General features: G+C 71.4%; 20 protein-coding genes. 7 read left to right on the top strand and 13 right to left on the bottom strand.

Annotation, left to right across the window (positions count from 1 at the left end; all coding sequences use genetic code 11):
• Positions 1-8: 8 nt before the first annotated feature.
• From argB to argC, 3 genes are read right to left on the bottom strand one after another with little or no spacing between them, the layout of a single operon-like run.
• A complete protein-coding gene (gene argB / locus ACZ7CH_RS38070) occupies positions 9-887 on the bottom strand; it encodes an acetylglutamate kinase (RefSeq protein ID WP_458434346.1) in 879 nt (292 codons plus the stop codon).
• Complete coding sequence (gene argJ, locus ACZ7CH_RS38065; RefSeq protein ID WP_360397867.1) at positions 875-2,047, bottom strand: bifunctional glutamate N-acetyltransferase/amino-acid acetyltransferase ArgJ; 1,173 nt, start codon at positions 2,045-2,047, stop codon at positions 875-877. Before argJ ends, argB begins: the two co-directional genes overlap by 13 nt.
• On the bottom strand, positions 2,044-3,057 hold the full coding sequence (argC, locus tag ACZ7CH_RS38060; RefSeq protein ID WP_360397865.1) for an N-acetyl-gamma-glutamyl-phosphate reductase: 1,014 nt from the start codon (positions 3,055-3,057) through the stop codon (positions 2,044-2,046). Before argC ends, argJ begins: the two co-directional genes overlap by 4 nt.
• Before the next feature lie 207 nt (positions 3,058-3,264).
• Between argC and ACZ7CH_RS38055 the strand changes: the two genes are divergently transcribed.
• The 3 genes from ACZ7CH_RS38055 to ACZ7CH_RS38045 are packed head-to-tail and all read left to right on the top strand — an operon-like array spanning position 3,265 to position 6,881.
• Positions 3,265-4,752 carry a sensor histidine kinase gene (locus ACZ7CH_RS38055; RefSeq protein WP_360397863.1) on the top strand — a complete coding sequence of 496 codons (1,488 nt, stop codon included), beginning with the start codon at positions 3,265-3,267 and terminating at the stop codon, positions 4,750-4,752.
• The gene (locus ACZ7CH_RS38050) at positions 4,749-6,230 is read left to right on the top strand and encodes a sensor histidine kinase (protein ID WP_470376157.1); all 1,482 of its coding nucleotides are present in this window, start codon (positions 4,749-4,751) and stop codon (positions 6,228-6,230) included. The genes ACZ7CH_RS38055 and ACZ7CH_RS38050 overlap by 4 nt, the downstream gene beginning before the upstream one ends.
• Positions 6,231-6,239: 9 nt before the next feature.
• Positions 6,240-6,881: a response regulator transcription factor gene (locus ACZ7CH_RS38045; RefSeq protein ID WP_360397859.1), complete on the top strand. Its 642-nt coding sequence runs from the start codon at positions 6,240-6,242 to the stop codon at positions 6,879-6,881.
• A 3-nt stretch (positions 6,882-6,884) separates the two neighbouring features.
• Here ACZ7CH_RS38045 and sthA read toward each other — a convergent pair whose 3' ends face one another.
• Together sthA and ACZ7CH_RS38035 are read right to left on the bottom strand one after the other, a co-directional pair.
• Positions 6,885-8,300, bottom strand: a complete 1,416-nt coding sequence (gene sthA / locus ACZ7CH_RS38040) for a Si-specific NAD(P)(+) transhydrogenase (protein WP_360397857.1) — start codon at positions 8,298-8,300, stop codon at positions 6,885-6,887.
• Between the two features lie 54 nt (positions 8,301-8,354).
• The gene (locus tag ACZ7CH_RS38035) at positions 8,355-9,371 is read right to left on the bottom strand and encodes a hypothetical protein (protein WP_360397856.1); all 1,017 of its coding nucleotides are present in this window, start codon (positions 9,369-9,371) and stop codon (positions 8,355-8,357) included.
• 195 nt (positions 9,372-9,566) lie between these two features.
• Between ACZ7CH_RS38035 and ACZ7CH_RS38030 the strand changes: the two genes are divergently transcribed.
• Positions 9,567-10,235 (top strand): DNA alkylation repair protein, encoded by a 669-nt coding sequence (locus tag ACZ7CH_RS38030; protein WP_458430900.1) that lies wholly within the window; start codon positions 9,567-9,569, stop codon positions 10,233-10,235.
• Positions 10,236-10,244: 9 nt separating this feature from the next.
• Positions 10,245-10,805, top strand: a complete 561-nt coding sequence (locus ACZ7CH_RS38025) for a GNAT family N-acetyltransferase (RefSeq protein ID WP_360397853.1) — start codon at positions 10,245-10,247, stop codon at positions 10,803-10,805.
• On the opposite strand, the gene ACZ7CH_RS38020 is transcribed toward ACZ7CH_RS38025, so the two are convergent.
• From ACZ7CH_RS38020 to pheS, 3 genes are all read right to left on the bottom strand, one after another.
• Positions 10,774-11,271, bottom strand: a complete 498-nt coding sequence (locus ACZ7CH_RS38020) for a hypothetical protein (protein ID WP_360397851.1) — start codon at positions 11,269-11,271, stop codon at positions 10,774-10,776. The two genes, ACZ7CH_RS38025 and ACZ7CH_RS38020, sit on opposite strands and share 32 nt — an antisense overlap.
• A gap of 376 nt (positions 11,272-11,647) precedes the next feature.
• Positions 11,648-14,125, bottom strand: a complete 2,478-nt coding sequence (pheT, locus tag ACZ7CH_RS38015; RefSeq protein ID WP_470376156.1) for a phenylalanine--tRNA ligase subunit beta — start codon at positions 14,123-14,125, stop codon at positions 11,648-11,650.
• Between the two features lie 5 nt (positions 14,126-14,130).
• The gene (gene pheS, locus ACZ7CH_RS38010; RefSeq protein WP_360397847.1) at positions 14,131-15,198 is read right to left on the bottom strand and encodes a phenylalanine--tRNA ligase subunit alpha; all 1,068 of its coding nucleotides are present in this window, start codon (positions 15,196-15,198) and stop codon (positions 14,131-14,133) included.
• Between the two features lie 134 nt (positions 15,199-15,332).
• On the opposite strand from pheS, the gene ACZ7CH_RS38005 reads away from it, so the two are divergent.
• Both ACZ7CH_RS38005 and ACZ7CH_RS38000 read left to right on the top strand, forming a co-directional pair.
• Positions 15,333-17,081: an HSP90 family protein gene (locus ACZ7CH_RS38005; protein WP_458430898.1), complete on the top strand. Its 1,749-nt coding sequence runs from the start codon at positions 15,333-15,335 to the stop codon at positions 17,079-17,081.
• Positions 17,082-17,085: 4 nt separating this feature from the next.
• Positions 17,086-19,788 carry a tetratricopeptide repeat protein gene (locus ACZ7CH_RS38000; protein WP_470376155.1) on the top strand — a complete coding sequence of 901 codons (2,703 nt, stop codon included), beginning with the start codon at positions 17,086-17,088 and terminating at the stop codon, positions 19,786-19,788.
• Positions 19,789-19,909: 121 nt separating this feature from the next.
• Here ACZ7CH_RS38000 and ACZ7CH_RS37995 read toward each other — a convergent pair whose 3' ends face one another.
• The 5 genes from ACZ7CH_RS37995 to infC form a co-directional block, all read right to left on the bottom strand.
• Complete coding sequence (locus tag ACZ7CH_RS37995) at positions 19,910-20,860, bottom strand: S41 family peptidase (RefSeq protein WP_470376154.1); 951 nt, start codon at positions 20,858-20,860, stop codon at positions 19,910-19,912.
• Between the two features lie 53 nt (positions 20,861-20,913).
• Positions 20,914-21,753, bottom strand: a complete 840-nt coding sequence (locus ACZ7CH_RS37990; RefSeq protein ID WP_360397883.1) for a TrmH family RNA methyltransferase — start codon at positions 21,751-21,753, stop codon at positions 20,914-20,916.
• Entirely contained in the window at positions 21,750-22,139 is a 390-nt protein-coding gene (gene rplT, locus ACZ7CH_RS37985) for a 50S ribosomal protein L20 (RefSeq protein ID WP_360397839.1), read from the bottom strand. Before rplT ends, ACZ7CH_RS37990 begins: the two co-directional genes overlap by 4 nt.
• 85 nt (positions 22,140-22,224) lie before the next feature.
• The gene (rpmI, locus tag ACZ7CH_RS37980) at positions 22,225-22,419 is read right to left on the bottom strand and encodes a 50S ribosomal protein L35 (protein WP_360397837.1); all 195 of its coding nucleotides are present in this window, start codon (positions 22,417-22,419) and stop codon (positions 22,225-22,227) included.
• Between the two features lie 50 nt (positions 22,420-22,469).
• Entirely contained in the window at positions 22,470-23,084 is a 615-nt protein-coding gene (infC, locus tag ACZ7CH_RS37975) for a translation initiation factor IF-3 (protein ID WP_360397835.1), read from the bottom strand.
• Positions 23,085-23,152 lie beyond the last annotated feature (68 nt).

Below are 23,152 nucleotides of genomic sequence, written 5' to 3'. Positions count from 1 at the left end.
ACGCGTGGTCACTTGTCCCCCAACACCATGGTTCCGACACCTTCGGAGGTGAAGACTTCGAGCAGAACGCTGTGGGCCAGCCGGCCGTCGATCACGTGCGCCTGCGGGACGCCGCCGCGCACCGCGCGCAGGCAGGCCTCCATCTTCGGGATCATGCCGCTGTCCAGGCCCGGCAGAATCCGTTCCAGCTCGGAGGCGCGGACCTGGTTCAGCAGCGACGAGCGGTCCGGCCAGTTCGCGTACAGGCCTTCGACGTCCGTGAGCACGACGAGCTTCTCGGCGCCGAGAGCGACCGCGAGAGCGCCGGCCGCCGTGTCCGCGTTGACGTTGTGCGGCACGCCGTGGACGTCCGGCGCCACCGATGACACGACCGGGATGCGGCCCGCGCGCACGATGTCGAGCACCGCGTCCGGGTTGACCTTGGTGATGTCGCCGACGAGGCCGATGTCGACCTCCTCGCCGTCCACGAGTGCGCCGCGGCGGGTGGCGGTGAACAGGTGCGCGTCCTCGCCGGAGATGCCGACCGCGTACGGGCCGTGCTGGTTGATCAGGCCGACGAGCTCGCGCCCGACCTGGCCGACGAGCACCATCCGCACGACGTCCATGGCTTCGGGCGTGGTCACGCGCAGGCCGCCGCGGAACTCGCTGTGGATGCCGAGCCGGTCGAGCATCGACTTGATCTGCGGGCCGCCGCCGTGCACGACGACCGGGCGCAGGCCGCACAGCCGCAGGAACACCATGTCCTCGGCGAACGCGTTCTTCAGCTCGTCGTCGACCATGGCGTTGCCGCCGTACTTCACGACCACGAGCGCGCCGCGGAAGCGTTCCAGCCACGGCAGCGCTTCGACCAGAACTGCCGCTTTTTCCTGTGCGTTCACGATGAGTATGCGCTGTTCTCTTCGACGTAGTCGTGGGACAGGTCGGTGGTGAGGATCGTGGCCTCGGCCTCGCCGACGTTGAGGTCGATGACGATCTCGATGTCACGGCCGGACAGGTCGGCCTCGGACCGGTCGCGGTCGCGGGTCCCGTTGCGGTACAGCGACACGCCGTTGATCAGGATCTGCAGCACGTCCGGGTCGATCTGCGCGTCGGCCCGGCCCAGCGCCATCGCGATCCGGCCCCAGTTGGGGTCCGAGCCGAACAGCGCGGTCTTCACCAGGTTGTCCTCGGCGACGGTGCGCCCGACGAGAACGGCCTCGGCCTCGGTGGCGGCCTGCTTCACCGTGATGCTGACCTCCTTGGTCACGCCCTCGGCGTCACCCTGCAGCTGCTTGACCAGGTCGCCCGCGACCTCGGTGAGCAGCGCGAGGAAGTCCTCGTAGGACGGCTCGACGCCCGAGGCGCCGGAGGCGAGCACCAGCACGGTGTCGTTGGTCGAGGTGCCGCCGTCGACGTCGAGGCGGTCGTAAGTCTTGGAGGTGGCCGCGCGCAACGCCCGGTCCAGCTCCTCGCCGGAGATCCTGGCGTCGGTGGTGAGGACCGACAGCATGGTGGCCATGTTCGGGGCGAGCATGCCCGCGCCCTTCACGAACCCGCCGATCGACCAGCCCTGCCCGGAGTCCTTCCACGACTGCTTCGGGCGGCTGTCCGTCGTCATCACGCCGGTGGCGGCGTTGAGACCGGCCTCCTGCGACGACGCGAGCTCCTTCGCGGCCGTCTCGACCCCGGTGAGGACCTTGTCCATCGGCAGCCGCTCACCGATCAGGCCGGTGGAGCACACGGCGACGTCGACCGCGCCCGTGCCGAGCACCTCGGCGACCTTCTCGGCGGTGGCGTGCGTGTCCTGGAAGCCCTCGGGGCCGGTGCACGCGTTGGCGCCGCCGGAGTTGAGCACCACCGCGGTGAGCCGGCGGGACTGGACGACCTGCTGCGACCACAGCACAGGTGCGGCCTTCACCTTGTTGGTGGTGAAGACACCCGCGGCGGCGTCCTGCGGCCCGTCGTTCACGACGAGGGTCAGGTCGAGGGCACCGGACTCCTTGATCCCGGCGGCGACTCCGGCCGCGCGGAAGCCCTGGGGCCCGGTGACGCCCTTGCTGCGGTTCACGGTGCGACTCCAACGGTCGAGAGGCCGGTCGTCTCCGGCAGGCCGAGAGCGAGGTTCATGCACTGGACGGCGGCACCGGCGGTGCCCTTGGCCAGGTTGTCGACGGCCGCCACGACCACGAGGCGGTTCAGGTCCGTGTCGACGGTGACCTGCAGCTGGACGGCGTTGGACCCGAGGACGGCGTTCGTCGTCGGCCACATGCCCTCCGGCAGGAGGTGGACGAACGGCTCGTCGGCGTACGCCTTCTCGTAGGCAGTGCGGACGTCACCGCCGTCGCGCAACGTGGCGGTGCACGTGGCGAGGATGCCGCGCGACATCGGCGCCAGCACCGGCGTGAAGCTGACCTTGACCGGCCGACCGGCCACGCCGCTCAGGTTCTGGGTGATCTCGGGCGTGTGCCGGTGCGCGCCGCCGACGCCGTACGCGCTCGCGGAGCCCATGACCTCGGAGCCGAGCAGGTTCGTCCTCAGCGACTTGCCGGCGCCGGACGTGCCGGACACGGCGACGATGACGACCTCGTCCTCGATGAGGTCCACGGCCGGTGCGAGCGCCAACGACGACACGGTCGGGTAGCAGCCGGGAACGGCGACCCTGCGCGCGTTGACCAGCTTCTCGCGGTGTCCGGGCAGTTCGGGCAGGCCGTAGGGCCACGAGCCCGCGTGCGTGCCGCCGTACCAGCGGGTCCAGTCGCCAGCGTCGGTCAGCCGGTGGTCGGCGCCGCAGTCGATCACGACGGTGTCGTCGCCGAGCTGGGCCGCGAGCTCGGCGGAGTGGCCGTGCGGAAGTGCGAGGAACACCACGTCGTGCCCCCTGAGGGTGTCGACTGTGGTGTCTTGTAGCTGTCGGTCGGCGAGCGGCAGGAGGTGCGGCTGGTGCTTGAGCAGCTGGTCACCGGCGCTGCTGTTGGCCGTGAGCGCACCGATCTCGACGTCCGGGTGGCCCAGCAATAGGCGGAGCAGCTCGCCACCCGCGTACCCGCTGGCGCCCGCGACCGCGATCCTCACTGTCATACGAATGATTATGCACGCCCATGCAAACTCACTCAACTGAAAGTGCACGCGGGGAGCTTTCGTACTCTCCTGGGGCACGCGGGGTCCCCGCGTGCCCTCCTGGGGTACGCGGGGTCCCCGCGTGCCGGCAAAACGTGGCCAGGTGGCTGGGGGATTGGGGTCGGGTGGCGCTGGGCGCCACCGGGGCGGTCGGCGAGGATGATCGCCGTGAACGTGAGGCTGCGCGACGGGTTGTGGGCGGGCGGTGCCCTGCTGCTGGCGCTGATGTCGCTCATGACACCGCTCGGCCGGCCCGCCGCGCCGTGGCTGGTGGTCGCCTCCGCCGTGTGGGCCGCGGCGGTGGTGCCGGTCAGTGCTCGCTGGCCGCGAGCGGCGCTGCTGCTCACCACTCCCCTGCACGCGGTCAACAACCTGCTCGCGATCGCGCCCACCTCGCTCGTGGTCTTCCGCGTGGCCAGGACGGTCCCCGCCCGGCAGCTGTGGCTGCTGGTGCCCGCGACCGCGGCGCTGCAGGCCGGGTTCGGCGGGCTGCACTCGTGGCTCAACGGCGACAACGTCACCGAGTACCTGCTCGGCACCGGGTTCTCGGTGGTGTTCCTGCTGGTCTTCCCGGCCGTGGCCGGTGCGCTCGTCGGGCGCCGCAAGCCGTTGACGCAGGTGCTGATGGAGCGCAACGACTACCTGGAGCACGCGCGTGTGCTCACCGCGAGCACCGCCAGGTCCGACACCAGGGCGCACATCGCGAGCGAGATGCACGACGTGCTCAGCCACCGGCTCCGGCAGCTGACCGCGCACGCGGGCGCACTGGAGGCCGCCGCCGCCGAGCAGGCACCGGAGCTGCGCGAGCAGGTGGAGCTGATCCGCAAGACCTCCGCGGTCGCGATGGACGAGCTGCGCGAGATCCTCGGCGTTCTCGGCACGGCCACCGAGACCGGTGAGGACGCCGGGACGCGCGCCGACGTCGAACGGCTCGTGGCGGCGTCGCAGGACGCGGGCGTCTCCGTGCACCTGCGGTGGACGGGCGACGATCTGGCCGATGCCGACGCACGGCTGCGCAGGGCCGTTCATCGGGTCGTGCGTGAAGCACTCACGAACGTGCACAAGCACGCGCCGTCAGCCCAGACCCGCGTGTCGGTGCACGTGGCCGAACGGGTGCGCGTGGAGGTGGTCAACGGCCCGAGCGGCGAACCCCGCGGTGGCGGCACCCGGCGCGGGCTCATCGGCTTGGAGGAACGGGTCACGCTCATCGGCGGGCAGTTCGACGCGGGCCGGCTCGCGGGCGGGTTCCGGGTGGCGGCCGACCTGCCGGCGCACCCGGTGGTCCAGGAGGAGACGGGCGCGACCGGTGCCGTCGCGGAAGCGCCGCCGCCGGTCACCGCCGACGTCCTCACCGTGCCGCGGGTGGTCGGCAGCGGCTGCCTCGGCGTCCTCGCCGTCGTCCCCGCCGTGGGCACGGTGCTGGTGCTGGTGGTGATCGCGGTGTTCGGCCGCGGCGAGATGACCCGGCAGGAGTTCGACGGCTACCGGGTGGCGGTCACGCACGAGGCCGAGGTGACCGAGACGCACGGCTTCGGCGTGCCCGCCGACGGTCCCGGCTGCTACCGCTACCCCGTGCGCGACGACGACGGGCACGACTTCGAGCTCTGCTTCACCCGGCAGGGCCTGCTGACGACGAAGAGGGAGCTGGCGCGGTGAGGGTCGCGTGGCCGGTGCTGGCGTTCCTCGTCGGCCTGGTGCCGCTGCTCGCACCGCTGGCGCCGGTCCCGCACCCGGCGCTGACCGTCGCGACCGCGCTGTGGGTCGCGGTGCTGGTGTGGCTCGCGCCGCTGCGGCCGGAGTGGGCGCTGCTGCTCACCGCGCCGCTGTTCGCGGTCAACAACCTGTGGGCGCAGGCCGTGACGATGTTCGTGGTCTTCGCCGCGTGCCGGCGCGTCTCCCGGTTCGGCCGGCTGTGGGCGTTGCTGGGGCTCATGACGGTGCTGCAAGGCGGGTTCAGCCTGCTGCAGGAGAGCTACCGCACCACGCCACCGGCCGAGTCGCTGCTGGCCGCGGCGGTCGGGTCGGTCTTCTTCATCTTCTTCCCCGCGGTGTCGGGGATGCTGCTCGGCCGCCGCAGGCCGATGGTCCGGCTCCTGCGGGAACGCAACGAGTACCTGGAACGAGCGCGCGCGCTCACCGCCGCGTCAGCCCGTTCCGAGGAACGCGCGCACATCGCGGGCGAGATGCACGACATGCTCGGCCACCGGCTCAGCCTGATCTCCATCCACGCCGGCGCGCTGGAGCTGACGACCGCCCGCAGGGCACCGCAGCTGCAGGAGCAGGCCGAGCTGATCCGCACCACGTCGTCGCTCGCGATGGCCGAGCTGCGCGAGATCCTCGGCGTGCTGCGGACCAACCCCGAACCCGAGTCGCTCGACGAGGACACCGGCACCAGGACCGACATCGCGAACCTGGTCGAGAACGCGGCCGCGGCGGGCGTCGCGGTCACCCTCGACTGGTCCGGCGACGACCTGCACGGCGCCGACCCGCGGACCCGGCGCGCGGTGCACCGGGTGGTCGGTGAGGCGCTGAGCAACGTCCGCAAGCACGCGCCGAAGGCCCGCACCAGGGTGCAGGTCGCCGTCCAGGGCGGACGGGCCAGGATCCAGGTCCTCAACGGACCGACCACCACCGTGCCCGGCAGGGGCACCCGGCGCGGCCTGGCCGGCCTGGAGGAACGGGTCGGGCTGCTCGGCGGCGCGTTCAGCGCGGGACCGCCGCACGAGGGCGGTTTCCGGGTGGCGGCGGACGTGCCGCTGCACCCGGCACCGCAGGCCGACCAGTTCGCCGCCGAGGTGCAGGAGGTGCCGCCGCCGCTCGCGGCCGAGGTGCTGACCGTGCCGCGGGTGCTCGGCGGCGGCTGCCTGGGGTTGCTCGCGCTGCTGCCGATCAGCGGCGCGCTGATCGTGCTGCTGGTCTTCGCGCTGTTCAACCCGACGCAGATGAACGCGCCGTACTTCGACTCGCTGCGGGTGGGTGTCACCACCGAGGAGGAGGTGTTCGACCAGTACGGGTTCGGGCAGCTCGGCGTGGACAGCTGCTCGCGCTTCCGCAGCTCGCACGACGCGGACCTGCTCTACAAGCTGTGCTTCCGCGAGGGCAGGCTGATCTCCAAGGAGCAGGAGCGCCCGTAGGGTGGGCGCGTGATCCGAGTTCTGATCGCCGACGACGAGACGCTGATGCGCGCCGGTATCCGGCTGATCCTGGAAAACGACCCGGAGATCACCGTGGTGGCCGAGGCGAGCGACGGCAGGCAGGCCGTCGAGCAGGCCCGCGCGCACCGGGTCGACGTGGCGCTGCTGGACATCCGGATGCCCGGCGGCGACGGGCTCAAGGCCGCCGAGCAGATCGCCGGGAGCACGAACGTCGTCATGCTCACGACGTTCGGCGAGGACTCCTACGTGGCGCAGGCGCTGAAGGTGGGCGCGACCGGGTTCCTGCTCAAGGACACCCCGCCGCAGGAGCTGATCACGGCCGTGCGCACGGCGGCCAGGGGCGAGCCGATCCTCGCCCCGCAGATCACGAAGCGCCTGATCGAACGGCACCTGACCGCACCGGACACCAGCGGGGAGGCGCGCCGCAAGGTCGACGCGCTCACCGGGACCGAGCGGGAGGTGCTCCGGCTCGTCGGGTCAGGGCTGTCGAACACCGAGATCGGCGAGCGGCTGTTCATGGCGACCGGCACGGTGAAGGCGCACATCAGCCGGATCCTGCCGAAGCTCGGCTGCGCCAACCGCGTGCAGGCCGCCATCGTCGCTCACGACGCCGGTCTCACAGACCGCTGAACCTCACAGACCGCTGAACCTGTCCAGCGCGCGGATCTTGTTCGTCGCGTCGAGCGCGGCGACCTTGTACGCCTCGGACAGCGTCGGGTAGTTGAACACCGTGTCGACGAGGTAGTCGACCGTGCCGCCGCAGCCCATCACGGCCTGGCCGATGTGCACGAGGTCGGTCGCGCCCGTGCCGAACACGTGCACGCCCAGGATCTTGCGGTCCGCAGTGGACACCAGCAGCTTCAGCATTCCGTAGGCGTCACCGACGATCTGGCCGCGCGCCAGCTCGCGGTAGCGGGAGATGCCGACCTCGTAGGGCACCGCGGACGACGTCAGCTCGGCTTCCGTGGCACCGCAGTAGGAGATCTCCGGGATCGTGTAGATGCCAATCGGCTGCAACGCGGTCAGCTCGTGCACCGGCTCGCCGAACGCGTGGTAGGCGGCGAGGCGGCCCTGGTCCATCGACGTCGCGGCGAGCGCGGGGAACCCGATCACGTCACCGACGGCGTAGATGTGCTCGACCGGCGTGCGGTAGTGCTCGTCGACGGACAGCCGGCCGCGGCGGTCGGCCTCCAGGCCCGCGGCGGCGAGGTCGAGGTGTTCGGTGCAGCCCTGGCGGCCGGCGGAGTACATGACCGCGGCGGCCGGGATGCGCTTGCCCGACGCCAGCGTCGTGATCGTGCCCGACTCCGACACCGAGACGTCCACGACCTTCTCGTCGAACCGGAACGTGACGGCCAGGTCGCGCAGGTGGAACTTGAGCGACTCGACGATCTCCGGGTCGCAGAAGTCCAGCATCCGCTCGCGCTGCTCGACGACGGTGACGCGGGTGCCGAGCGCGGCGAACATCGACGCGTACTCGATGCCGATCACGCCGGCGCCGACGACGACCAGCGACGACGGGATCTCCTGCAGGGCGAAGACCTCGTCGGAGTCGAGGATCCGCTCCTCGTCGAAGTCCACGACGGACGGACGCGCGGGCGTGGTGCCGGTGGCGATGACGATGAACTCGCCGGTGATCCGCGTGTGGTCACCGCGGTGGCTGCCGTCGACGGCGACGGTGTGCTCGTCCACGAACCGGCCGAACCCGTTGAGCAGGTCGATGCCGTTGCGGTGCAGCTGCGCGCGCACGACCTGGACCTCGCGGCCGATCACGTGCTGGGTGCGGGCCATCAGGTCGGAGATCGTGATGTCCTGCTTGACCCGGTAGCTCGCGCCGTAGAGCTCGCGCTGGCTCATGCCGGTCAGGTACAGCACGGCCTCGCGCAGCGTCTTGGACGGGATGGTGCCCGTGTTCGCGCAGACGCCGCCGACCATCTCCTGCTTGTCGATGATCGCCACGCGCTTGCCCAGCTTCGCACCCGCGATCGCCGCCTTCTGGCCGCCGGGGCCGGAGCCGATGACGATCAGGTCGTAGTCGTACGACGTCATGGTCGGCAGCCTACCCAGCGCGCACCGGTTCCACGCGGGAACGACTGATCCGGTTCAGCCGGTCAGCAGCGACAACCCGCAGGCCGCTGTGCGCGCGGGCAGCCGGAGGATCAGGTCCAGCAGCCGCGCGGCTGCCCGGTACTCGGCCACGCGCTCGCCGAACGGCCGGGTCACGATCCCGCGCACCGCCTCGGGTGTCAGGCGTTCGTAGGCGGGCACCGTGTCGTGGCTGAGGAAGTCCCAGCGGGCCACCCGGTCCGCGTAGTTGAACGCGGGCAGCGGACCGCACAGCAGCGGCCGGTACTGCGCCGGGGTCCGCGCGCCCGGCACCGGCATCGGTCCCGCCACCGTCATCGCGTAGGTGACGATCTCGCCGGGCGGCAGCAGGCGGGCGCGCATCCGGTCGAACTGGTCGGGGATCACGAGGTTCTGCTCGCGGTTCGAGAACGCGAGCACCGCGCGTGCCGGGTCCGCCCAGGCCGCGGTGGTCGCCGCGTCGATGATCCCGGCGTCGCGCATCTCCTCCACGGCGGCGATGCCCCCGGCGAGGTAGGCGGCGTGCATCGCGCCGAGGTCCATGAAGATGTGCTTCTGCATCGACATCAGCATCGAGGAGAAGAACCGGAGCTCCGGCAGGGTGCCCAGGTCGAGCATGCCGGCGGCGAACGCGGGCGCGCCGATGTTCGCGAAGCCCATCCACCGCAACGTGTCCGGGTGCGCCAGGTAGAGCCGCGCGTAGAAGTCGTAGACGGCGAAGATGATCGGCCGGTTGTGCTCGGCCGGGCGCTGCGGGTCCCAGTCGGCCAGCCGCACCCCGGCGTCGTCGGCGGCGCGGACGACCCAGTACTGCCACAGCAGCGCCTGGTAGCGGGTCGGGTGCAGGCCCTTCGACCGGGCGGAGTCGAGCGCGCGCTCCAGGACGACCCGGTCGGCCGGCAGGTCGGGGTGCACGCCACCGCGCTGCTCACCGTTCCCGTTGAGCAGCGGCAGGTCCAGGAAATCCGCGGATTCCGCCTTGGTCGCGCTCATGCTGCCGAGCACGAGCGCCACCACCACCATCAGCACGCGCATGAAAGCGAACTGTAGTGCGCGCACAAGTGTTTCTTGTTCACCGTGAGGGTGTGGCCGGAGATGTTTTGCGTTTTCGTTAGCTAGGCCGGGCATTGTGCGTAGCGAAATTCAAGAAGTGTGCGCCGATCGACCGCCGGGCCTCGGGCAGTCGGGTCAACGCCCGCGCGAGCGGGACTCCGGTCGTACAGTGCCGCTGTGACTGCCGAGGACGTGTTGGTCGACGCCGTGCGGACGGGGCTGGCCGCGCTGGCCGACCCGGTTAAGGCACCGCAGATGCGGGCGTACATGAAGTCGGACATGCCGTTCCTGGGCGTGCCGAAGCCGGGTCGCACGGCGTTGCTGAGGACGTTGCCGCGAATCGACGACCGGAACGTTTGGTTCCGCGCCGTGCAGCGGTTGTGGCGTGAAGCGGAGTTTCGCGAGGAACGGTATGTCGCGCTCTCGTTGAGCGGGGACGAACGATTTCAGTCGGCCGAGCTCCTGCCGTGGTTCGACGAGATGGTCGTGACCGGTGCGTGGTGGGACCACGTCGACGAGATCGCGGCCAAGCGGATCGGCCCGCTGCTGCGCTCGGAACCCGCGGCCGTCCGGCCGGTGGTGCTCCAGTGGTCGGCCGACCCGGACCGGTGGCGGCGGAGGACGTCGGTCATCTGCCAGCTGGGCGCCAAGGCGGCCACCGACACCGAGCTGCTGACGGCGTGCGTCGACGCGAACGCCGGCGACCCGGACTTCTTCCTGCGCAAGGGCATCGGCTGGGCGTTGCGCGAGTACGCGAAGACCGAGCCGGGCTGGGTGCGGGCGTTCGTGGCCGCGCGGCCGGGCCTGTCGCCGTTGTCACGGCGCGAAGCCCTCAAACACCTCTAGGTTGACCACATGAGGGGAACGCACGTCCGGCTGGAACCGCTGACGCCGGCACACGCGGAGGGCCTGTTCGAGGCGACCCGCGACCCGGACCTCTGGACGTGGCTGCCGAGCCGGCCGCGGACGGTCGACGAGATGCGGCAGTGGGTCACCGACGCGGTGCTCACGCGCGAGCCGTACGCGCAGGTCGAGAACGGCACGGGCCGCGTGGTGGGCACGACGTCGTTCTACGAGGTCGTGCCGGAGCACCGCAGGCTGGTGATCGGGTACACCGTCGTCGGCACCGACCGGCACGGCACCGAGATCACCCCGGAGGCCGAGCTGCTGGTGCTGACCGAGGCCTTCGAGACGCGCCGCGCGGTGCGGGTGGCCTGGCACACCGACGCCGGGGACGTGCGGTCGCAGCGGGCGGTGGAGGAGCTCGGCGCGGAACGGGAAGGCGTGCTGCGGGGGCACATCACGCGACCGGACGGCACCTGCCGCGACACGGTCGTCCACTCCGTGCTGGCCGACGAGTGGCCGGCGGTGCGGGAGCGGCTGACTAACCGTGTTTGGCGCGGCCCGAGTAGGTGAGCGGGAAGACCAGCTCGGCGCAGACCGCGGGGACGTCCGCGGCGACCTGGACCTTCATGGTCACCTCGACCGCTCCGCCCGCCGGGATCTCCACGACGTCGGTCAGCGGCACGACGCTCAGCACACCGGCCGGGCAGCCCTCGACGCGCTGCTGCGTGGCGTCCAGCGGCTGACCGGGCACCGCGGACAGGCTCTCGACGATGATGCCGACGGCGTTCGGGTTCGACAGCCGCACCGTGCGCTGGCCCACCGCACCCGGCGTGAGCTCGACCGGGGCACCGGAGATGTCGTTGATCTCGAACGGCTTGAGCTGCTGCATCCCCGACTCGCCGCTGCTGACGGAGTACGCCATCGCCGGGACCTGCGGCTCCGGCCACGTGAGGTGCATGGCCGCCACCACGGCCGCGCCGACCATGAGGATCGTCAACGACACGGCGATCTCCAGTCGGGGACCCAAACTACGCATGGCGCAACTCTCCAGAGTTGTTGCTCCAGGCGGTGGGTTCGCCTCTAGCTCCCCACCGGACCGGCGACCAGACTCGCCCGGTGGTTCATCGCTTCGCCCCTCGGCCCAGCGGGCCGCGCCGCCAATCTTGGAGAACCTTCACGTACTGCGCAAGCGTCTGACGGGCGCCGATCTCCCCCTGTAATGAAGGACCTTCGGCACCTTGACAGCTACCCAGGGCCACCACCTGCCGGTTTGACCCCAAATCCCGGTTCTGGGGATTCAGCCGATCGAGCGATTCTTCGGTACGGCAGTTCTTCTGGACAACGGCACTCGTCCCATGACGCGGTGAAGCCCGGGACTCCGCGGAACCCCGGGCTTCACCGCGAGTGACCGGTCAGGCGCGCAGCGATGCTCCCACGCGCTCACCGGCGGCGGCCACGGCGGCGTCGCGGGCCGCGGTCGCCTCCTCCACCGTCAACGTGCGGTCCGGCGCGCGGAAGCGCAACGAGTACGCGAGCGACTTCTTGCCCTCGCCCACCTGCTCGCCCGTGTACACGTCGAACAGCCGGATGTCCTCCAGCAGCTCGCCCGCGGACGCGCCGAGCACCTCCGACACCGACTGCACCGGCACGGACGCGGCCACGACGAGCGCCACGTCCAGCAGCACCGGCGGGTACGGCGACACGACCGGGGCCGGGCGGTGGTCGTCGAGCGGCAGTGCGTCGAGGTCGAGCTCGAACGCCACCGTGCGCTTGGGCAGGCCCAGCGCCTCGACGACCTTCGGGTGCAGCTCACCGGCGTGGCCGACGGGCCAGTCGCCGACGCGCAGCTCGGCACAGCGGCCGGGGTGCCACGGCAGCAGGTCCGACGCCACGACGCGCAGGGTCACCCCGTAGGCCTGGCCCGCGCGGCGGGCCGCCTCGACGGCGTCCGACCAGTCGGCGATGCGGCCCTTGCCCCACCAGCCGGCCAGCTCGCGGTGGCCGGTCAGCACACCGGCGACGTGCAGCGGCTGCTGCGGCAGCGCGGCCAGCATCGAGGCGACCTCGGCCTCGGTCGGCCTGCGGTCCACGCCCAGCGACGGCACCGGGACCTGCTGCGCGCGCGGCAACGTCACCTGGGCGACGTTGTAGAGCGCGACGTCCTTGGCGCCACGGGCGAGGTTGCGCTGCAACGTCTCCAGCAGGCCGGGCAGCAGCGTCGTCGCGAGGACGTTCTTGTCCGCCTCCAGCGGGTTCAGCACGCCGACGGTGTTGCGGCGGACGTCGTCCTCCGCGAGACCGAACGCGTCGAACACCGACGGGTCGATGAACGGGAACGGCTTGACCTCGACGAAACCGTCCTCGGCGAGCGTGCGCCACACGGTGCGGCGGCGGCGCTGCTGCTCGGTCAGGCCACGACCGGCGGGCGCGGGCGGCAGCACCGAGGGGATCGTGTCGTAGCCCTCCAGCCGCAGCACCTCCTCCACCAGGTCGGCGGGCTGCACGAGGTCGGCACGCCACGTCGGCGGCGTCGCCGTGACGATCGTCTGGCCGTCGTCGGAGGTGGTCACCGCGACCTGGCAGCCGATCTGGCCGAGGCGCCGTGCCGTCACACCGCGGGCGTAGCGGACGCCGGCGATGCGGTCGGGCAGGTCGATCGGCATCGACACGGGTTCGGGCAGCACGGCCGCGCCGACGTCGGTGCGGCCGGGCTTGATCGCGCCGTCGCCGTAGTGCACGAGCAGCTTCGCGGCCCGCTCCAGCGCGACCGGGGCGAGCGCGGGGTCGACCGTGCGCTCGAAGCGCTTGGCGGCCTCGGACGGCAGCTTGTGGCGGCGGACCGTGCGGGCGATGGACGCCGGGTCCCAGTTCGCGGCCTCCAGCAGGATGTCCGAGGAGCTGTCGCGGACCTCGGTCGACGCGCCGCCCATGACACCGGCCAGTGACACGACCCCGGAGTCGTCGGCGATGACGATGTCGTCCACGTCCAGCGCACGCACCGCGTCGTCCAGGGTCGTGAGCTTCTCGCCCGCGACCGCCCGGCGCACGGTCAGCGCGCCCTGGACCGCTGCCGCGTCGAACGCGTGCAGCGGCTGGCCCAGTTCGAGCATCACGTAGTTCGTGACGTCGACCGGCAGCGAGATGGAGCGCATGCCGGCGAGCATCAGGCGGCGGCGCATCCACCACGGCGTGGGCGCGGTCGGGTCGACACCGGTCACCCGGCGTGCGACGAAGCGCGAGCAGCCGGCGCGGTCTTCGAGGTGGACCGGCCAGGCCTCACCCTCCGGTTCCGGGACCTCGACGACACCGGGGTCGCCGAACGGCACGTCGAGCGCGCAGGCGATCTCGCGGGCCAGGCCGCGCACCGAGAACGCGTAGCCGCGGTCGGGTGTCGGCGAGACCTCGATGACGCTGTCGTTCAGGCCGAGCAGCTCCATCGCGTCGTCACCGGGCGTCGCGGTGCCCGAGGGCAGCACGAGGATGCCGGAGTGGTCGTCGCCGATGCCGAGCTCGTCCGCGGCGCAGATCATGCCCTCGGACGTGCGGCCGTACGTCTTGCGCGCCGAGATCGTGAAGCCGCCGGGCAGCACGGCACCGGGCAGCGCGACGACGACCGAGTCGCCCTCGACGAAGTTCGAGGCACCGCAGATGATGTTGTTGACCTGCTCGGGGCCGACCTCGACCTTGCAGTAGCGGATCGGCTTCTTGAACTCGGTGAGCTCCTCGATCTCGACGACGCGACCGGCGACGATCGGGCCGATGACGGGACCGAGCGGGCTCACCTCCTCGACCTCGATGCCGATGCGCACGAACGCCTCGGCGAGCTCGTCAGGGGTGGGGATCTCGTCGAAACCGAGGTGTTCGACCAGCCAGCTGACCGGGATGCGCATCCGGCTCAGGCCTCCGTTCCGAAAGGCTGGGTGAAGCGGACGTCGCCCTCGACCATGTCGCGCATGTCGGGCAGGCCGTTGCGGAACTGCAGCGTCCGCTCCAGGCCCATGCCGAACGCGAAGCCGGAGTAGACGTCCGGGTCGACGCCGCAGGCGCGCAGCACGTTGGGGTTGACCATGCCGCAGCCGCCCCACTCGACCCAGCCTGCGCCGCCCTTGCGCTCCGGGAACCACACGTCGACCTCGGCCGACGGCTCGGTGAAGGGGAAGAACGACGGGCGCAGCCGGGTGCGGGAGTCCTCGCCGAACATGGCGCGGGCGAACGCGTCGAGCGTGCCCTTGAGGTGGCCCATGGTGAGGCCCTTGTCCACGGCGAGGCCCTCGACCTGGTGGAACACCGGGGTGTGGGTCGCGTCGAGCTCGTCGGTGCGGAACGTGCGGCCGGGGCACACCACGTACACCGGCGGCTCGCGGTCGAGCAGCGTGCGGGCCTGCACCGGCGAGGTGTGCGTGCGCAGCACCAGCGCGGAGTCGGCCGGCGCGACGTAGAAGGTGTCCTGCATCGACCGCGCCGGGTGGTCCTTGCCGAAGTTCAGCGCGTCGAAGTTGAACCACTCGGTCTCGAGCTCGGGGCCCTCGGCGACCTCGTAGCCCATGGCCACGAAGACGTCACCGATGCGCTCGGCGAGCGTGGTGATCGGGTGGCGCGCGCCGCGCGGGAAGCGGTCCCAGGGCAGCGTGACGTCGACGGTCTCCTCGCGCAGCACCCGCTCGTCGCGCTCGACGGCGAGCACCGCGTGGCGCTCGTCGAAGGCGACCTTGATCGCGGACTGCGCCTCGTTCACCCGCTTGCCGGCGTCGGCCTTGGCCTTGGGCGGCAGCGCCCCGATCTCGCGGCGGGCCAGCAGCACGGGCGACCGGTCGCCGAGGTGGCCGGGCTTGACCGCGGCCAGCGCCTCCAGGTCGGCTGCCCCGGCGAACGCCTCGCGCGCCTTCTGCACGGCGGCGTCGAGGTGCTCGGCCGACAGCGCCGCGACCTGCTTGGGGTCGTACGGGTCGTTGGCTCCGGACATGGTTGTAGGACAGCTCCCGTCACGGACTCGGTAATCAACTCCCCGATCCTAGTGGGTGCCCACTTGACCGCCCCGGGCCGTTCCACATAAATGGCGGCGCCGGCGTGGATCGCGTCCTTAGGATGGGCGGCATCATGTCGCACACCTTCCGCGTCGACCTGCGCGGCATCATCGACCTGCTCAGCCACCACCTGTACAGCAGCCCGCGCGTCTACGTCCGCGAGCTGCTGCAGAACGCCGTCGACGCGATCACGGCACGGCGCGAGCTCGACCCGTCCTGCCCGGCCGAGGTCTCGATCACCTGCGGCCCCGAGCTGACGATCACCGACAGCGGTGTGGGCCTCACCGAGGACGAGGTGCACGGGCTGCTGTCGACGCTCGGCCGCACCTCGAAGCGCGACGACCTGGGCTTCGCCCGCGAGGGGTTCCTCGGGCAGTTCGGCGTCGGCATGCTGTCGTGCTTCCTGGTCGCCTCCTCGGTGACGGTGATCACGCGCTCGGCCCGCGGTGGTGCGGCCGTGCGGTGGCAGGCGGACTCCTCCGGCAACTACTCCGTGTCCGCCGTGGACGGTGAGGTGGCCGTCGGGACGACGGTGGTGCTGCGGGCGTCGCGCGGCAACGAGCACTGGCTGGAAGCCGACGTCGTGCGGCCGCTGGTGAGCGACTACGGCGATCTGCTGCCCGCGGTCGTCACGGTGGACGGCGAGGTCGTGACGCGCGGGCTGCGGCCGTGGGACGACGAGGACGCGGACCTGTCCGCCTACTGCGAGCAGGTGCTGGGGTTCACGCCGTTCGAGGCGATCCCGATCGAGGTCGAGGCGGCCGGGCTGACCGGTGTCGCGTTCGTGCTGCCCTCCGGCGTGCACCCCGGGACGCGCCAGACGCACCGGGTGTACCTGAAGCGGATGCTGGTCGGCGACAACGTCGAGGGCCTGTTGCCGGACTGGGCGTACTTCGTGCGGTGCGTGGTCGACGCGTCCGCGATCCGCCCGACGGCGTCGCGCGAGTCGCTGTACCAGGACGAGATGCTGCTGGCGGTGCGCGAGGAGCTGGGCGAGCAGATCCGCGACTGGCTGATCCGGCTGGACGCGATCGAGCCGCGCCGCGCGGGTGAGCTGCTGGCCGCGCACCACCTGGGCATCAAGTCGCTGGCCCGGTCCGACGACGAGATGCTGCGGCTGGTGGAGCGGTGGCTGCCGTTCGAGACCACGGACGGCGCGATCCCGTTGCGGCAGTTCAGGCGCAAGCACGGCGCGATCCTCTACATCCCCGAGGTCGACGAGTTCCACCAGCTCGCCCCGGTCGCGGCGGCGCAGGGGCTCGGGCTGGTCAACGCCGGCTACGCCTACGACATGGAGCTGCTGAACCGGCTGAGCGCGCTCGACGGTCCCGCCGTCGCGCGGCGGGTCGCCCCGAGCGAGCTGCTGGCGGCACTGGCCGATCCGGAACCCGACGTCGAGGCCGCGTTGAAGCTGCGGCTCGCGGAGGGCGCGGCGGCGCTGGACCGGCACGACTGCGACGCCGTGGTCCGCGACTTCGACCCGGTCTCGCTGCCCGCGCTGCTGATCAGCAACGCCGAGCAGCAGCGCAGGCTCGACACCGAGCAGACCGCCGCCGACGCCGACCCGCTGTGGGCGGAGCTGCTGGGGCAGCTGACCGCGGACACCGGTTCCGGCCGGCCGGAGCAGCTCGTGCTGAACTGCCGCAACCCGCTGGTGCAGCGGCTCGCGCGGCTGACCGACCCGTCGCTCGTGGAGCTGACGCTCGAATCTCTGTACGTGCACGCCGTCCTGCAGGCGCGGCGGGCCATGCGACCGAAGGACACGGCGGCGCTGAACCGCTCGTTCCTGGAACTGCTCGACCGCGCCGTTGGGGGTAAGTGATCACATGGCCGACTTCACCGAGGAAGACGCGGAGAACGCGTTCCTGGAGGCCTACAACATGCCCACGGGCATGCCGAAGCACGAGGCGCTGGAACGGGTGGCGCGGATGTCCGACGCGCTCGGCCACCTGCCGCTCGGGGTGTCGTGCCGGATCGCGATGATCGACTCGGCCTACTACCTGTCGCGCTACGACCTGATGCTGGCGCCGTTCGCGTGGTGCCTGGGCGCGGAGGAGAAGGACCCGGAGGCGTTCAACGACTACGAGCGCCACTCGCTCGACTGGTCCCACAAGTGGATCTCCACCGGCCTGCGCCGCGACCCGCGGTTCTCGCTGGAGCAGCTGCAGGCCGTCATCGGGCAGCTCGCCGACCGCTACGGCCGGCTCGGGTACTCGGTGCAGCCGGTGCACGGCGCCCGCGCGGAGTACGCCTACCACGTCGGTGACCTGGACGGTGTGCGCGAGCACCTCGGCAGGTACCTGGCCACGGAGTCCGGCCCGATGGCCGACTGCGACGCGTGCGTGGTCGAGGAGCAGGTGTGGATGCTGGCGCGGCTCGGCCGGCACTCCGAGGCCGCCGGCCACGGCTGGGAGGGCCTGTCCGGCAACACCGGGTGCGCCACGCAGCCGCAGGGCATCCTGAGCGCGCTGCTGTGGCCGTTGCTGGAGATCGGCGACCTGGAGAAGGCCGCGCACGCGCACACCACCGCGTACCGGTTGATCAAGGACGACGAGATCACCTCGTACGTGCACGAGCACATCCGGTTCTGCGCGCTGACCGGCAACCTCGACCGCGGTGAGGAGATCCTGCGCCGGTCGCTGCACAAGGTGACCGCGACGCAGCTGCCGGCCGACGAGATGTCGTTCGCCGAGTGCGCCTCCGTGCTGCTGAAGCGGCTCCCGGCCGACGTCGGGTTCGACGTGCCGTCGGTGGGCACGCTGACCGCGGCCCAGCTGCTCGACCGGTTGTCGGCGCGGGCCGTCGAGCTCGCGAAGGCGTTCGACGAGCGCAACGGCACCCCGGCGTGGACCGAGCGCGTGACGAAGGCGCTGGAGCAGGCCGACTACCCGCACGTGCCGCTGGCGGTCCCGGTGGCCGCGGCGCCGGCGCCGGCGGAGGAGCCGGTCGTCTTCGGCGACCCCGTCGACATCGCCACGCGGATGGTCGAGCTGTACGAGAGCGGTGACTTCGTGCAGGCGCGGCGGATGCTCGACTCGCTGCCCGCCGACATGGACGCGCTGCTGCCGCCGGACCTGGCCGCGCACGCCGGAATCCGCCGGATCACGAGCGGCCTGGCGCCGTTCGAGCAGGAGCACTTCGAGGCGCTGCTGGCGGCACTGCCCGCGGACATGGCGCTGCGCTACCGGGCCAGGATGGCCGTCAAGCTGGAGAACGGCCGGGAGCTTGCCGAGCGGTGCCTGGCCGAGGCCACCACCGACTACACGCGCACGATCGCCGCGCTGTCGCTGGCCGAGCTCCTCGACGAGGAGCACCAGCACGACCAGGCCGGCGAGATGATGACACTCGCGTCCTCTTGGGATGTTCCGGAGCTGCGCGGCCGGGTGCTCGTGCAGGCCGCCGAGCACAAGGCCCGGCAGCAGGACCTCGACGGCGCGTACGCCGACGTCGTGGCCGCACTGGCCGGTGACCTGCCGCCGAACGCCCGCTTCGAGGGCCTGCGGATGCGGCTGCGGCTCGAGACCCTGCAGCAGCGCGTGCCGGAGGCGCTGGCGACCGCGGCGGCGTTCGTGTCGTCGTTCCCGCTGCCGGAGTCGGCGGAGGCGCGCTGGTACCAGGTGGCCGCGATCCAGGAGCTCGACCAGGAGGGTGCCTGCCTGGCGGAGCTGCGGGAGGCCGTGGCGGTCTCGCGCGTGCACCTCTCCCCCGGCCACACCGCGCACTTCTGCTTCGCGCTGAGCGGCGGCTACGTGCAGACGAACCGGTTCGTCGAGGCCGCCGAGGTGCTGGAGGAGGCGCTGCGGCTGGTGCAGGAGGGCCAGGAGGACCTGCGCCTGCAGATCGTGTTCCGGCTCGGCCAGGTCTGCCGCACGCTCGACGAGCTGCCCGACGCCGTGAAGCACCTGCGGGAGGCCGCCGCCCTGCTGCCCGCCGAGGAGGTCGGCCGCCGCGCGTTCCTGCTCGACGCGCTCGCCTCGGTGCTGCACCGCACCGACGAGCACGAGGAGGCGACGGCGACCTACCGCGCCGCCGCCGAGCTGTGGCAGTCGGAGGGCAACGTCTCCGAGGCCGTCGGTTCGCTGATCGAGCTGGCCTCCGCCCTGCCCGGTGAGGCGGTGCGGGAGACCCGCTCGGCCCTCGACGACGCCGAGGCCCTGCTGCCGTCGCTGGACGACCTCACCGAGGTCACCCGGCGGCAGGCGGAGATCGCGGCGATCAGGGCGTTCCTGCACTCGCAGGCCGGTGAGTACGCGCTGGCGATCAAGTACAACCGCGAGGCGGAGGCGCTGGCGACCTCGTTGTCGGAGGACGGCTGGCGGACGTTCCTGGTCGTGCGCTCGGCACGGGTGCTGCTGGAGGCGGGCGACCCCGAGGGTTCCGAGTCCGAGGCCCGCCGCGCCGCAACCCTGCTCCCCGACGACTCGCTGGTCGGCGAGGTGCTCTCGGCGTTGTCGGACGCCCTGAGCGCCCAGCAGAAAACCCCTGGCACCGACCCCCTCGTCCGCGCCCTGACCGCCCGCCTCTCCTGACCGTCACGCGGGGCCCTTTCGTTCCCCTGAGGGAAACGAAGGACTCCCGCGTGACATCAGAAGCGGGTGCACGCGGGGAGCTTTCGTTCACCAGGAGAGCACGAAAGGGCCCCGCGTGCGGTCACACCGAGGTGAGGGCGGCGGTCGCGGCCTCGTGGATGGCGCGGCGCGGGCCGTCGGAGCCCAGGGTCAGGACGTGGGTCAGGGCCTCGCGGTACGCGACGTCGAACGCCTCGGCGGCGGACACCTCGACGTGCGGCACGACACCGACGCCCTCCCAGTTGGTGCCGGACACCGGGTTGATGGCACGGCCGTTCGGGATGGACGACTTGAGGTGCGGGCCGACGCGGTAGCGGTCACCGGGGTGCGCCCCGCCCTTCGTGGTCTCGCCGACGAGGGTGGCCCGCTCGTTCTGCCGCAGGTTGTAGCTGAGCTCCTCGGCACCGGAGAACGTGCGGCCGCTCGTCAGCACGTACACCGGTTTGGTGCCGCCGAACTTCGGGCCCGGCACGTGCGGCAACGTCCAGAACTGCTGCGTCGAGTCGGCGGGCCGGTTGTAGATGTCGTTGAGGTGCACCGGCTCGTCGAACAGGTAGCTGCAGATCAACGCGACCGTGTGCGGGTCACCTCCGCCGTTGGCGCGCAGGTCGATGATCAGCGCGTCGGTGTGGGCGAGCAGCGTCATGGCCGCGGTGACGGCCGGGGTGGCGATCTCGGCGTCGTGCAGCAGGCGCAGGGCCAGCAGGCCGACGTTGCCGGCGAGCCGTTCGACGCGGGTGATGCCGAACGCGTCCAGCTCGGCCTCCCGCCGGTACGCCACCGGGTCCCACGCCGACCCCTGGTCGGACTCGGACACCTCGTCGTGGCTGTGCAGGAGCCGCAGGTGCTTGTCGCCGTTGACCTTCTGCAGGTCCTCGGTCACGAGCGCGGCGAACCGCTCGTCGTCCACGTCGGCGTACGCGCCCTCGGCGAGCCGGCCGCGCAGGACCGCGGCGATCTCGACCGCCGTGTCCGGGAAGACGTAGTAGGCGGTGAGCTGGGAGCAGAGGAGTTCGATCTCGGGTTCGCGCACCGGCACACGATACGAAAAACGCGACTGCGCGCCAGCGGTTTTCCGCGGCCTGATCAGCTGCGCTGGTCGCGGGCGGAGGCGTAGAGGCAGACCGCGGCGGCCGTCGCCAGGTTGAGGCTCTCGGCGGCCCCGTACAGCGGCACCTTCAGCGCGGTGTCGAGGGAGGCGACCACGTCGTCGGGCAGCCCGTGCGCCTCGCTGCCGAACACCCACGCGGTGGGCCGGTTCAGCTCGCCCTTGGCGGAGGCCTCGACCAGGTCCTGCTCCGCGTACCCGTCGGCGGCGACCAGGGTGAGACCGGCCGCGCGGCAGGCCGCGAAGACCTCACCGGCGTCACGGGACCGGGCGATCGGCAGGTGGAACAGCGAGCCCGTGGAGGCGCGCACGCACTTGCCGTTGTGCGGGTCGACCGCATCGCCCGCGAAGATCACCGCGTCGGCTCCCGCCGCGTCGGCCACGCGGGTGACGGTGCCGGCGTTGCCCGGGTCGGACACGCCGTACAGCACCGCGACGAGCCGCGGGGAACCGGACAGCGCCCGGTCGAGCGGCTGCGGGACCGCGTCGCACACGGCGACGAGACCCTGCGGTGTCACGGTCTCGGACAGCGACGCGGCGGCCTTGTCCGTCACCTCGCTGATCCGGATGCCCGCGTCGGCGGCGGTGCGGAGCAGCTCGGGGTTGCGGTCGGCGGCGGTCGCGGTGACGAAGAGCTCGTGGACCTCGCCCTGGCGCCAGGCGAGTGCTTCCCGCACGGCCTGGGCGCCCTCGACGAGGAACCGGCCTGCCTTGTCACGGCCCTGGCGGCGGGTCAGGTGGCGAGCAGCAACGACCCGAGGCGTCCGTTCGGTGAACGGAGCTGCCTCGGGTCGTTGACCGGGTGCGTGGTGGCTCAGGCCTTGTCCTCGGCCGGGGCGTTCACGTCGGCCGGGAGCGCGCCACGGGCGATCTCGACGAGGGCGGCGAACGCGGTCGCGTCGGTGACGGCGAGGTCGGCCAGGATCTTGCGGTCGACCTCGACACCGCCCAGGCGCAGGCCCTGGATGAGGCGGTTGTAGGTCATCCCGTTCGCGCGGGCAGCGGCGTTGATGCGCTGGATCCACAGCTTGCGGAAGTCGCCCTTGCGCGCACGGCGGTCGCGGTACGCGTAGTTGAGCGAGTGGAGCACCTGCTCCTTGGCCTTGCGGTACAGCCTCGAACGCTGACCGCGGTAGCCGCTGGCCAGCTCGAGGGTGGTACGGCGCTTCTTCTGGGCGTTCACAGCCCGCTTGACGCGTGCCACGGGTCCATCCTGTCGATCTCATGGGGACGGTGCTCACCAGAGCCTGGTGCTGCCGCCCCGAAATTAGCTAGGGGGTCGAAGCAGGTCAGAGACCGAGCAGCTTCTTCATGCGGGGGGCGTCGGCCGGGGAGACCACGGTCGTGCCGGCCATGCGACGCGTCTCACGGCTGGACTTGACCTCCAGGCGGTGGCGCTTGCCCGTCTTCTCGCGGACGACCTTCCCGCTGCCGGTCACCCGGACTCGCTTCGCGGTGCCCTTGTGCGTCTTGTTCTTCGGCATTTCCGTCCTCGTCTCGTGCTACCCACCGGGTCGGGGGCGGCCATGCGTCCTTATTCGGTGGCCTCGGCGGCTTCGTCGGCTTCGACGACGCCGTCCTGCTCCTGCTTGACCGGACGCGGCTTGATGTTCTTGTGCGGCGCCAACACCATGATCATGTTGCGGCCGTCCTGCTTGGGGTTCGACTCGACGAAGCCCAGCTCCGCGACGTCCTCCGCCAGCTTCTGCAACAACCGGTAGCCGAGCTCGGGGCGCGACTGCTCGCGACCGCGGAACATGATGGTCACCTTGACCTTGTTCCCGTGCGAGAGGAAGCGGGCCACGTGGCCCTTCTTCGTCTGGTAGTCGTGCGGGTCGATCTTCGGCCGGAGCTTCTGCTCCTTGATGACCGTCAGCTGCTGGTTCCGACGGGACTCGCGCGCCTTCTGCGCGGTCTCGTACTTGAACTTGCCGTAGTCCATCAGCTTGCAGACCGGCGGGCGAGCCTGAGCGGCGACCTCGACGAGGTCGAGATCCGCTTCCTGCGCGAGTCGGAGCGCGTCCTCGATGCGAACGATCCCGACCTGCTCACCATTCGGCCCGACCAGACGAACTTCCGGCACCCGAATGCGGTCGTTGATGCGCGGCTCGGTGCTGACGGGTGCACCGCGGTTCGAGGGACTTGTCATTCACGTCCTTTGAGACTCGTTTGCGCCAAAAACAAGAGCCCCGTCGTCGATGACGACAGGGCCCGCTT

It is taken from the genome of Lentzea sp. NPDC037011 (genome assembly GCF_055607425.1).
This window is presented reverse-complemented; position numbering and strand designations above follow the sequence as displayed.